Origin of the sequence: Thalassobacterium sedimentorum (genome assembly GCF_031127905.1) — a bacterium.
Taxonomy (GTDB): domain Bacteria; phylum Verrucomicrobiota; class Verrucomicrobiia; order Opitutales; family Coraliomargaritaceae; genus Thalassobacterium; species Thalassobacterium sedimentorum.
On sequence record NZ_JARXIC010000002.1, the window covers coordinates 240679 to 253169 of the forward strand.

Annotated in this window: 10 protein-coding genes; 5 read left to right on the forward strand and 5 right to left on the reverse strand. The window is 51.9% G+C overall.

All coding sequences use genetic code 11. The annotated features are described in order from the left end of the window. Positions 1-210 precede the first annotated feature (210 nt). A complete protein-coding gene (gene leuA, locus QEH59_RS02050; protein WP_345785317.1) occupies positions 211-1896 on the forward strand; it encodes a 2-isopropylmalate synthase in 1686 nt (561 codons plus the stop codon). A gap of 79 nt (positions 1897-1975) precedes the next feature. Here leuA and holA read toward each other — a convergent pair whose 3' ends face one another. Together holA and QEH59_RS02060 are read right to left on the reverse strand one after the other, a co-directional pair. Next, positions 1976-3073 (reverse strand): DNA polymerase III subunit delta, encoded by a 1098-nt coding sequence (gene holA, locus QEH59_RS02055; protein ID WP_308983700.1) that lies wholly within the window; start codon positions 3071-3073, stop codon positions 1976-1978. 86 nt (positions 3074-3159) lie between these two features. Continuing rightward, entirely contained in the window at positions 3160-4443 is a 1284-nt protein-coding gene (locus tag QEH59_RS02060; protein ID WP_308983701.1) for a CinA family nicotinamide mononucleotide deamidase-related protein, read from the reverse strand. Positions 4444-4505: 62 nt separating this feature from the next. Here QEH59_RS02060 and QEH59_RS02065 point away from each other — a divergent pair, with 62 nt between their 5' ends. Then, complete coding sequence (locus tag QEH59_RS02065; protein ID WP_308983702.1) at positions 4506-5975, forward strand: excinuclease ABC subunit UvrC; 1470 nt, start codon at positions 4506-4508, stop codon at positions 5973-5975. Positions 5976-6006: 31 nt separating this feature from the next. Here the strand turns inward: QEH59_RS02065 and hemB are convergent, their stop codons facing one another. Next, complete coding sequence (gene hemB / locus QEH59_RS02070) at positions 6007-7020, reverse strand: porphobilinogen synthase (RefSeq protein ID WP_308983703.1); 1014 nt, start codon at positions 7018-7020, stop codon at positions 6007-6009. Between the two features lie 162 nt (positions 7021-7182). Here hemB and cysS point away from each other — a divergent pair, with 162 nt between their 5' ends. The 3 genes from cysS (at position 7183) to QEH59_RS02085 (ending at position 10174) form a co-directional block, all read left to right on the forward strand. Then, a complete protein-coding gene (gene cysS, locus QEH59_RS02075) occupies positions 7183-8625 on the forward strand; it encodes a cysteine--tRNA ligase (RefSeq protein ID WP_308983704.1) in 1443 nt (480 codons plus the stop codon). A 71-nt stretch (positions 8626-8696) separates the two neighbouring features. Then, positions 8697-9209, forward strand: coding sequence for a hypothetical protein (locus tag QEH59_RS02080; RefSeq protein ID WP_308983705.1), 513 nt, complete (start codon positions 8697-8699; stop codon positions 9207-9209). A 71-nt stretch (positions 9210-9280) separates the two neighbouring features. After that, positions 9281-10174 (forward strand): SMP-30/gluconolactonase/LRE family protein, encoded by an 894-nt coding sequence (locus QEH59_RS02085; RefSeq protein ID WP_308983706.1) that lies wholly within the window; start codon positions 9281-9283, stop codon positions 10172-10174. Here the strand turns inward: QEH59_RS02085 and QEH59_RS02090 are convergent. Continuing rightward, positions 10171-11094 (reverse strand): metal ABC transporter permease, encoded by a 924-nt coding sequence (locus QEH59_RS02090; RefSeq protein WP_308983707.1) that lies wholly within the window; start codon positions 11092-11094, stop codon positions 10171-10173. The genes QEH59_RS02085 and QEH59_RS02090 overlap by 4 nt on opposite strands. A 45-nt stretch (positions 11095-11139) precedes the next feature. Continuing rightward, the gene (locus QEH59_RS02095) at positions 11140-12489 is read right to left on the reverse strand and encodes a metal ABC transporter permease (RefSeq protein ID WP_308983708.1); all 1350 of its coding nucleotides are present in this window, start codon (positions 12487-12489) and stop codon (positions 11140-11142) included. Positions 12490-12491: the final 2 nt, after the last annotated feature.

Here is a 12491-nt window from a genome sequence, read left to right on the forward strand (position 1 = left end):
AATCATGCAAATGACGAATGAGAACATTTGGCGCCTGCTACGGATCGCCCTAAAGCTGCTCCCCTAGGGGGATTATGCGACTCGTCTGCGGGCTGAAAGCCCGTCTTTATTCCTGGAACTGATTGTTCCAAAGCGAGAAAGCGCTCAGATATACGCTTTCGTTTTTTTCTCAACCGCATTTTATTTCGTTTTCATTGACCATAGATGACCATGCAAACAGGCAAGATCACCAAATACACCCCTTTTAAACAAATCGATTTACTGGACCGACAATGGCCGGGTAAAACCATTACCCATGCCCCCATCTGGGCCAGCGTCGACCTGCGCGATGGCAATCAGGCTCTCGCGACACCGATGAATGTGGACGAAAAACTAGAGATGTTTGAGCTCTTGGTCGGTATTGGTTTTAAAGAAATCGAAGTCGGTTTCCCTTCTGCCAGCGATACAGAATTTAACTTCATCCGTCGCTTAGTGGAAGAAAACCGCATCCCAGATGATGTGACCTTGCAAGTACTGGTGCAGGCACGCGAACATTTAATTCGCCGTACATTTGAAAGCCTGAAAGGGGTCTCAAAGGCGATTGTACACCTCTACAACTCGACCTCACCAGTGCAGCGCCGCATCACTTTCAATAAGTCTAAAGAGGAAATTAAAGCGATCGCCATCGAAGGCACTCGCTTAGTCAAGAGTCTGGTACAAACAATTCCTGATACAAAAATCCGTTTTCAGTATTCGCCTGAAAGTTTCTCAGATACAGAAGTTGATTATGCTTTGGAAGTATGCGAGGCGGTAATCGAAGAATGGGCCCCGACGGTAGATGAGAAAATCATCCTGAATCTTCCAGCAACTGTGGAAGTGGCGACGCCAAATGTACACGCAGATCAAATCGAGTGGTTTTGTCGTCATTTAAAAGAACGTAACAAGGTCTATATTAGTTTGCATACACATAACGACCGCGGAACTGGAGTCGCCGCAACAGAACTTGGCTTATTGGCTGGCGCCGATCGTGTGGAAGGCACCTTGTTTGGAAATGGCGAACGAACAGGCAACTTGGATATAGTGACAGTAGCCTTAAACCTCTACACCCAAGGCGTTGATCCTTTACTTAATTTCAGCCAACTCGAACATGTCCGTTCCGTTTACGAGCGTATCACCCGTATGACAGTACACGATCGCCACCCTTACGCAGGTGATCTGGTCTTTACGGCATTCTCCGGCTCACACCAGGATGCGATAAAAAAAGGCATGGACGTGCGTGCGGCAACAAACACAGATGGTATCCGTTGGGAGGTTCCTTACCTGGCGATTGATCCGGAAGATATCGGGCGCGATTATGAAGCAATTATTCGAATAAATAGCCAAAGTGGTAAGGGGGGAGTTGCATATATTTTGGAACGTGACTTCGGACTCGACCTGCCCAAAGCGATGCACCCTGACGTCGGTATGACGATTAATAACAAAGCCGATCAAGGAAGTCGCGAGCTCGCACCACAAGAAGTGTATGAGATATTTACACAGGAATATGTCAATTTAAGCAGTCCGCTGAAATTGCTCTCAATTGAACGCGAAGATTTTTCCCAGAACGATGAAGTTAAAGTCGAAGCAAAAATTTGCATCAATGAGGAAATCATGTTTGTAACGGGAACCGGCAATGGTCCGATCAGCGCCTTTGTTGACGCGCTACAATTGAAAGGCTGGAAAGATTTCCAGCTCAGGGATTACCGTCAGCACTCGATCGGAGGCGGCTCCAAAACCAAGGCGGCTGCCTATATTCAGATTAAAAACCACGACGGCTCAACTAGTTTCGGGTGCGGTATCAACTCTAATATCGAGCTCGCGGGTTTACATGCCTTAGTCAGTGCTTTTAATCGGGCACATCCAGTGCCCAAGAAATAACTGCTTCTTAAAACTGTCGGCGTTAGTGTGCATGACGCGCCACTAATGCCGACAGCCAGCGACAAAAAGCCCATCACTGCTAACTCAAGCAGCGGACTGCCAATTCTCGACAAACTTCCTCTTGCTCATTTGGGCGCTCAATAATGGCTTCAAAAGCCTCTGTAAACGCAATTTGAAAATCAATCAATTTCTTGAGTGGCACCTTTGAAGCAGTCTCTGCCAAGCGCCCCAGATACCAGGGATTTTGCGAGAAGACATTGAGGTTACTCTTTTCTTCACTCGCACCAAAGTGTTGCCCATAAATAGCAGCCGCGGCTTCAAGATCACTCTTGGAAATACCACGCCCCCCCAAGCGAATCGCTCCTGCATCCAGTAGCACACGTAGCTGAATCAAAAGTCGATTTCGCGACTGCAGACTCCCCAAGAGCGGACGTGACTCATTGACAGTAAAGAAATGTCGGCGCAACGCTTCCAGCGTCCAGGAAAGCTTCAGCGAATAAAACGCATCCGCAGCCTCAAAGAAATCAGCATCCCCGAAATTGGGAACCAGATCCGCAACCAGACGCTCATCAATGGGATCGCCCTCCGCTCCAGCAAAAGTTAATAGCTTGCGGGTTTCCTCAACAATCAAGCGAGTATTGCCATTCACCTTGCCGATCAACAAATCTACGGCATCCCGCGTCATCGTATTGCCACTCTTTTCACACTCCTCAGCGATCAAGGCTGCGCAGGTCTGTGCAGCATCCTTACCTCCAGCGATAGCCGTGAAGTCAGAATTTTTCTGACACCACTTAAAAAAGCTACGCCGTTTATCGACTGGCTGTGCAGTGATCAGCACCCCGACACTTCTCGCATCCAAGCCTTCGAGTACTGATTTCAGGTTATCCAATAAATCAAGAGTGCCCTGAGCTCGCCCGGTCGGACTATCTGCCATAAAATTGACATCTTTGAGCCAAACGACCTTGCGCTCGCCAAAGAGTGAAAGCGTTTGTGCGGCGCTGGTGAAGCGGTTAATCGCATTCTCAACCTCAGAAACATTCGACGCCCGACCGTCTACAACCTCCTTAGAAAGGTCGTCCATCAGGTCCTTAGTTTGCTCGGCAAACCAAATCTTACCTTTCTCTGAAACCAGGTAGTCGTCGTCTCCGCAAATAAATGTAAATGGCTTAGCTGACATGTAACATGTAGTTTCAGTAGCAGAAAGGCAGAGCGCAAGGCGGAAGCAGCACCGGCGGAAAATCGCAATGCAAAAAGAACCGACATTTAGTCACACTCACAACCACAAAGAAATTCCTCGATCTTGTATTTACGCAACTTACGACGCACCCAATCCAGCGCGGCATGCACTGCACGCGCTTTCACATCCAGGCGCCCTCCCGTATAACGAACGGTCTTACACCACACTCCCACAGGTGAATGATACCCCAAATGTATGGTACCCACTGGGTTTTGCTCATTCCCTCCATCCGGTCCAGCAAAGCCTGTCACACTCAGACCATAATCAGAGGATAAACGCTCTGCAATCCCGGATGCCATGGCAATTGCACACTCAGGACTCACCGCTCCATGCTGTTCAAGAATCGATTCAGGCACACCGACCTTAGAAACTTTGACATCATTAGAGTAGCATACCACCCCACCGACAAACACTTTAGACGCCCCCTGAAGATTGGTAAATGCATCACATAGTAAGCCCCCCGTGCAAGACTCAGCAATGGCCAGTGTGCGATCCAAAGCTCGTAATTCATGAAAAACCACGCCCGCCAGCGAACAGTGCCCGAAACAAACAAAATCCTCGCCTAACAGAACACGGGCTTCGTGCGCGATTCCCTTGAGCTTATCCATACACATGCGCCCCTTATGCGGACTCAATCGCACATCTACGATACCATAATGCACACAATAAGCGACAGTCAGCTCGGGGTATGCCTGAACGATCGGCTGCATGGTCTCTTCCACCGTAGACTCCCCGGAACCACAGGTACGTAACTGGATATAAGCTTCCTCATTACTGAGAACCCCCATCGCCTGTAGCATTGGAATGGCCTGCTTCTCAAACATCGGAGTCAACTCATGAGTCGGCCCGGGCAACATGATCAGAATCTTTCCCTCACTGCGATAGGCCAAACCAGGCGCAGTACCGCGTTCATTATGCAGAACTTCCCCCTCGGCAAAGCGGTAACACTGCTTCAAATGGTGGGCAGCCATGCGGCGCCCGAGCACCTTGAAACGTGCCAATATCAAAGCTTCGATCTCGGCATCGAACACCAATTTAGCACCCAACGCTTCAGCAATATTCTCACGCGTCATATCATCGGCAGTAGGCCCCAGCCCGCCAGTCGTGATCACGATATCCGAATGCTGCCACGCATCGAGAAAGGCCCGCTTGATCTCGCTCGCCTCATCCGTAATCACACGGCTGCGATGGATGGGTAGCCCATAGCGCGCAAGCTGCCCACCCAAGTAGGTGAGGTGCGAGTTTTCCCGGATTCCGACAAGTAGTTCGTCTCCGAAGTTGATTACTTCGACAATAGGCATTTTAGACATAGTATGGTTTAGCAATGAGCGCAGCTTGCTCTGAACTGCAACCGCAATCTATCATTCCTCCTATGTCTGAAGGATCCAAAGCCCAATTAAAAGAAAAAGTCCGCCGCCTACCACACAAACCAGGCGTCTACCAGATGAAGGATCGCATCGGGCAAATCATCTACGTGGGCAAGGCCAAGGACCTGAAAAAAAGGGTCAGCACCTACTTCCAAGCCTCACGCAAGATGATGGTGGCACAACCCAAGGTCAGAGCGATGCTCGACCTAATTCATGACTTCGAGATCATCATTGTAAAATCCGAAGCGGAGGCCCTGCTGTTAGAAGGGCAACTGATCAAAAAATACAAACCGCGCTACAACACTGATTTTACTGACGATAAGCGCTTCCTACTGGTGCGCATCGATCCGCGCGAAAACCTCCCCCGCTTCCGGCTCACCCGTAACCGAACCGATAGCAATTCTCGCTACTACGGCCCCTTCGCGCATTCGTCCCATCTGCGTAAGACGCTCGCGGAGTTGCGACGCCGTTTTGGCATACTGCTCAGCGACGCCTCGCCCATCCAGCTAGCCGACGGCCGCTGGCGACTCTACGACGATGCACGCGCCGAGATCTATGAGCACGCCAACGAAATCACCACAGAGGAATACGCCGAACGCATGGAAGCCGCGTGTGAATTCCTCGACGGCAAAGCCCGTCAATGGCTGGCCGAGCTCAAGGCTGAAATGATAGCCGCCGCCGAAGCGCGGCGCTACGAAGAAGCTGCCGCCCTGCGTGATCGCATCGAGGCACTGGAGCGCACCACCGACCGCACGCGCAAGTTTGAGCGCAACTTAGTCGGCACTCACAATCACAGCCAAGTCGTCAAGCGCCTCCAAGCCAAACTTGGAATCGCCCGGGAGCCCAGCCGCATGGAGTGCTTCGACATCTCTCATATTTCAGGGAGCTTCTGTGTGGCGTCCATGGTGGCCTTCAAAGACGGACATCCCGACCGCAAAAACTACCGCCGATTTAAAATCAAAAGTTTTGTAGGCAACGACGACTTTCGCGCGATGGAAGAAGTCGTAGGCCGCCGCTACCGCCGCCTACACGACGAGGGCAAAGCCTTCCCGGATCTCATCGTGATCGACGGTGGAGCGGGACAAGTCACCGCAGCACTCAAAGCATTCCTAAGTCAAGGACTGGAGCCACCGGAACTCATCGGTCTGGCCAAGCGCAACGAAACCGTCATCTTCAGCGACGGTCGCGAACCACTGAACATCCCCCACCACGACCCTGCACTGCGGCTCTTGCAACACATTCGCGACGAGGCACACCACTTCGCCAACAGCTTCAACGCCGAGCTGCGCAGCAAGCGGCTCCGTGAATCCATTCTCGACGACTTTAAGGGCCTGGGCAGCCAACGTAAGCAACAACTCCTCCGACACTTCGGATCGCTGGAAAAGCTACGCGCCGCCGAAGTCGACCAACTCACGCAAGTCGAGGGCATCGGCAAGCTGACAGCCGAACGGCTGGTGGAATTTTTCAGGGCCTAGCCGCTCAGCACGCTCAGCAATGGAGTCCCGCCTATGCCAACGCAGCTTGCGCATAAGCCTTCGCAAAATACGTCAAAATCATATCAGCACCGGCTCGACGAATCGCCAATAACGACTCATCACGGCAGCGTTCCAAATCGAGCCAGCCTCTTTCCGCCACAGCCATAATTTGCGCATATTCACCCGACACTTGATACGCTGCCAATGGCAACTCGGTCGCTTCACGCACTTCACGAATGATGTCGAGGTATGGACCCGCCGGCTTCACCATCAGCACATCCGCGCCCTCTTCCTCGTCCAGTGCAACTTCGACCAATGCCTCGCGCCGATTCGCCGGATTTAGCTGATAAGTGCGCTTGTCCAGATGATGTGTGCCAGCACTGCTCGCGCTGCCCACCGCATCGCGGAAAGGACCATAAAATGCCGAGGCAAACTTAGCCGAATAGGCCATAATTGCAGTTTTATCGTATCCGTTGTCATCAAGCGCCACACGTATCGCCCCCACACGTCCGTCCATCATATCCGACGGTGCCACCATATCGACACCAGCCTCTGCAGCCAAAACAGCCATTTCAGCCAGTATTTCGACCGTAGCGTCGTTGGCCAAATCCTGCGCGGCTGCATCCCAAAGGCCATCGTGTCCATGCACGGTGTAAGGATCGAGTGCGAGGTCAGTGATCACCGTAATCTCCGGCACCGCTGCTTTAATCGCACGGATCGCCCGCAGCACTAGCGTATTCGGATTCAAAGCTTCGCGCCCATCGTCCGACTTCAAGCTGTCATCAAGCTTGGGAAAAAGTGCCACCCCTGAAATACCTAGCGCATGCAACTCACGGCACTCGGCGACCACATCTTTAATCGAAAGGCGCGAAATTCCAGGCATCGAGCCGATCGGCTCAGGAGCCACATCTCCTTCCAGCACAAACACCGGCTGAATCAAATGCTGAGGTAAGACCTCTGTCTCGCATGCCAAAGCACGCAACGAAGCCGTCCGGCGCATACGGCGGGGACGACGGGTCAATTCAAGTTTATAACTGTCAGACATGCCGCATAGAGTGAAGAGTCCGAGTCAGAGTGAAAGTGTAAAATGTCCGAGAACTTCAGATCGAAGCATCCTCACAGCAAATACGGCACAGCTAGAGAAAACTACTAAGGTCTCGCACACTTTCACCTTCACTTTCGCTTTCACTCTGCCATTGATGGCAGAATGTCTGTCGAACTCTACGATACTCTCAGTCGATCTGTGCAAAAGCTCGCCCCCGCGAGCGGCGATACACTGCGCTTTTATTGCTGTGGCCCTACGGTATATGGCCCTGCCCACATTGGAAATTTCCGCACATTTCTCATTCAGGACACCCTGCGTCGCGTACTCGAAGTCGATGGCACACCCGTCAAACATGTGCGCAACATCACCGACCTCGATGATAAAACAATCCGCTGCTCTCAGGAAGAAGGTAAGAGCCTGGTCGAATTCACCGCGCATTGGACCGAGAAATTCCACGCCGACTGCGAGGCGCTCAACATGCTGCCCCCCAGCATCGAGCCGAGTGCAGTGGCCCATATCCCCCATCAAATTGCACTGGTCGAAAAACTAATCGAAAAAGGCCACGCCTACGCCACCGAAGACGGCTCCGTCTATTTCCGCGTCGGTTCCTTTGAGGACTACGGTCGCCTCTCGCGCCTGAAGCAGCGTGAGCTCAAGACGCAGACTGAAAACTCCGCGGGGGAACTCAACGATGCGGACGAATACGACCGTGAATCAGTCACCGACTTTGCCCTCTGGAAATCCCGCAAGCCTGAAGACGGCGAAAACTATTGGACCAGCCCCTGGGGCGAAGGTCGCCCCGGATGGCACCTGGAGTGCTCGGCCATGGTCGACAGCGCCTTCGACGGCGAAACGATCGACCTACATGGCGGCGGTATCGATCTCTGCTTCCCCCACCACGAAAACGAGATCGCACAGTCCGAATGCGCGCACGGACACGACTTCTGCACCCACTGGTTCCACAGCGCCCACCTCATGGTGGAAGGGGCCAAGATGTCCAAGAGCCTGGGAAATCTCTACACGCTCGACGACCTGCGCGAGAAGGGCTTCAGCCCGATGATCGTGCGCTACACACTGATTGCCGGCAGCTACCGCCAACAACTCAACTTCACCTTCGACGGCTTGCATGCCTCGCAAAGCGCACTGACACGACTCGAACGCTTTGCAGAAGCCCTGCTGGCCAAAACCGACGAGACGACAGACGACTTCAACGCCCAATACGTAACAGTCGACGCACCCGAGGACTTTGGCCGCCTGGCCAAGGCATGGGATGCACTGCGCAACAACTTAAATACCGCAGCCTGCCTCGGCGCCATCTTCGGCGTTATCGGCTCCAACCCGGCCGCCTCCCTCGACGCCGAGGGCGCCCGTGCTTTATTACGTGCCTTCGGCAGTCTGCTCTACGCGCTCGGCTTGGAACTGTTCACGGTTGAAGTTCAGAAAATCGACGCACCAGAGGCGATCATCGCTCTCGCTCAGGCTCGCTGGGATGCCAAACAAGCCAAAGACTGGGGCCAGGCCGATGAGCTGCGCGACACCCTGCTTGCACAAGGCTGGCTGGTCAAAGATAGCAAAGACGGCTTTGAATTAACGCCCAAAACATAATACGCAGTTCAACTACCATTGAAACTTTAGCAGTTATCTGGCGATTAGCTTAGATGAATAAAATCACTACTATGAACAAACGACTCACACAGCTCATTACACTCACGGTCATAATTTTTGCATCTATAGCGCACGCGGAAACATTTTCAGGTAAAGATACCGCTCTCTATTACAAAAACACTCCAGAACAATTCGAAGGTGAACACGCCGATGTCGATTGCGCATTTGTCTCTCGTATAAATCGCGGACCACAAATCAATGGCATCACCTTTTTCCTCGCACACACCATCGATGAAGACAATCGATTACGTGGCGGATCCATCGTCGTGGCCGTACTCTCCGACAAAGCGGATAGTTTTGTGCGTAAATATGGCAACGCCCCGGACATCCAACATGGCGGTATGACCAAAGTGGATAGCAAACGTTTACGTGGTATTTTCCACCAATTGGATAAAGGTCACGTCTATATCGACATGACAGATGGTCAAGCGCATCAAGTGATCTTACAACACAAGGAAACAGCCAAAAAACTCATCAAATCCAGCGACCATCCAAGCGGGATGGAACCGCCCCGGATCAACTAAAGTGCTCCCTGCGAAGACCACCCTAAAGTGGTCTTTTTTTTTTATGGCTACGGATTGACCTACCTGCATGAATGCCCCATCAAGCAGATATGACTGCGTTTAATATACAAACTATCGGCCAACAAGTATCTACCTGGGGCGAAGGGCCTATTTGGTGGGGCAAACACTTACTTTATGTAGACATCAATGGCAAGAAGCTCAACCGCCTCGACCCTCAAACCGGTAAAGAAAGCGTTTGGGACATCGGTGAACGCATCGGCACAGTCGTTCCTACCGATCATGACAATGAAGTCATTTACGCAGGCGACAACGGTTGCATTCGCTTAAACCTAAGCACTGGCGAAAAGACAACTCTCGCCGATCCCGAGTCCGAACTACGCGGCAAAAACCGCTTCAACGATGGCAAGTGTGATCCGGCAGGTCGCTTTTGGGCAGGCACTATCAGCATGGTCAAAAAGACCGGCAGCGCGAATCTCTACTGCTTGGACAGCGACGGATCTTTATCGCTTAAAATTAGCGATGTGACGAATTCGAATGGTATCTGCTGGAGTATCGATGCCAAAACGATGTACTACATCGACACCCCTACACAAGAAGTTCGTGCATACGATTATGATCTAGCCACGGGAACCATTTCCAACAGTCGAGTCGTGATAAATACGGCAGCACACGGCTATGCCAGCTCTCCCGACGGTATGACCATCGATGCCGACGGCATGCTGTGGATCGCATTCTGCCATGGCGGTTGTGTAGTACGCTTCGATCCAAACAAGAACCAAGAGTGCCTACGCATCGACCTGCCTTGTATTGAAACTACCGCTTGCACTTTTGGCGGCGAGCAATTGGATCGTCTCTTCGTGACTACTGGCATCAAAACCGATTTAGACGAACCTGATGCGGGCAAGGTATTCGTGATCGACGGATTGGGCATCAAAGGCCTGCCTTCCTTTGCTTTCAAAGGCTAAAAAGCCGCCGCTTCAGTTTTTCGCAGACGCTTACAAAGTACCCCATAACGTGGGGCGGCTAATAATACCAAAGTGAATAATACCCCGGACGCCACCGCCATCATACCAGAGGTAGAAGTGTCTGTAAAACCAACCCATCCAGGCACGATCAGGGCACTCAGGTGCCCCAGCACCGCGGCAGCGATAGCAAAGACCACACTCAGCACCACCATTAACCAAAGACGATCTGTAAGTAAATGCGCCGTGGCTGCGGGCACTATTAGCATAGCAATTACAATAATACTTCCAACTGCTTCAAACGCCGCCACTGTCGTTACTGCGACTAGCGTCATCAATAAATAATGCATCAAATTGGAGTGGATCCCCATCGTTGTAGCCAACTCTGGGTCGAATGAAGAAATACGTAACTCCTTGAAAAATGCCACCACAAAGCCGACGTTCAAAACGGTCACCCCCGCCAGAACCAAAGCAGCTCGAGGCACTTCGAACTCTGTCCCGAAGTAGCGCGGTCGCCAAACAACATCCAGAGGAGTCAATTCGATCGCTCCATAAAGCACACAGCCTGGATCCAAATCCACATGATCCGCTGCTTGCACAATTAACAAAAGGCCAACCGCGAAGAGCGAAGTGAAGACAATACCCATTGACGCCCCCTCATCCACCTTGCCGAAACGACTGATCCACTGGGTAAAAACAGCCGTAAGCACTCCAACTACAGCAGCTCCCAAAAACATAGTGAGACTGGCGCGCGCCTCTGTAATGAGAAAGGCGATTGCCAAACCTGGCAGCACAGCATGGCTGATCGCATCCCCCATCATACTCATTTTACGTAAGACGAGAAAGTTCCCCAGCAGCGCACAGGCGGTCGCAGCCAAAGCCCCGACCACCACGATCCACGTATCCATTACATACCAGGTCATGGGGTGCAGTCTAAGTTAAATTGAAGAAATAAAATAAGCATTATATTAATCCCCCGGAACAATGGGATGCGGACTCGCAGGCACAAGGCTTCCCGCACTACGATAGGTTTGTAATTGGCTTTCTAAACGGGCCACCATCTGCTCGCCCAGCACATGCTCTACCATGTCGGCGTCGCGATCGACACGGCTGGTCGCCACATCCGCGTATTCAATTAAATACAATTCCCAAAGACGGTGATTACGCGTGACCTGTGCAGCTTCCGCCAGCCCAGCCTCGGTCAGACGTATAGAATCTTCCTTGTTCTGAACTTCAAGCAGTCCGTCATCATAAGCCCGGCGAATATACTCTCGCAGACTGGCATCACTCCAAGTACGACGCCCGCGCACCTGTCGAAAGGGCACTGCCTGAATCGTCAATTCTCCGTCGCTGCGCCCTGCTTCTAAAATTTCATAAAGTGCGCGTAATAAATGCTGACGACCGATACGATACTTCAACTGCGTCTGCCGCAACCAACGCACCAACACACCTCGCTCGGAGCCAATAAGCATACTGATTAAAAAAACAAATGCTGCCACTAGAACAATCACTGCTCCAGCGGGCAGACGCGGGTAAAAAGCACTTAAGCTGGCTCCCAACCAACCACTCGCACCACCAATTAATGCCGAAAGCAGTAACATGCGGTCGAGTTGGTTCGTCCAAAATCGGGCTGCAGCGGCCGGCGTAATTAAAAAAGCAATAATCAGTATTAAGCCTACGGCTTGCAATCCAGCTACTGTCACCGCAGTCACCAAGCCCAACAATATAACGTCGAGCACTTTGACTGGCCACCCTAAGGATGCCGCAAAGCTCTCGTCAAAACACAGCAAGCGAAACTCCTTAAATAGCACTAAGGAGCCTGTGAGCACGCATAGAGTTACCAGCACTAGAATCCAAAAATCGCTCAGCACCATCGACGCGGTCTTCCCATAAATAAATGATTCCAATCCAGCCGCACTGCCTTCCGGCATGGTCTGAATCATCCCCAGCACCGCCACGCCGGCACCAAAGAATACACTGAGCACAATCCCCATGGCTGCATCATCTTTGATGCGCGTATGGTTACGAATCAGCAGCACTGCCCAGCAGCCAAGCACCCCCGTAATCGCGGCACCTGAGAGTAAAAAAGGCAGCGACTTACCATCTCCCCCCAGCGCCACTGCCAACATAAAGGCAAGCCCAACACCTGGCAATGTCGCATGCGAAAGTGTATCTCCCATCAAAGAGCGCTTACGCAAAAGCAAAAAGCCTCCCATTAGCCCACACGCACACCCTAGTAACATGGTACAGATCACCACTAAGCGCGTATTATAATCGCGTAAGAAGAGAACGTTCCAAATATCAGCGAACTCAAGCATCT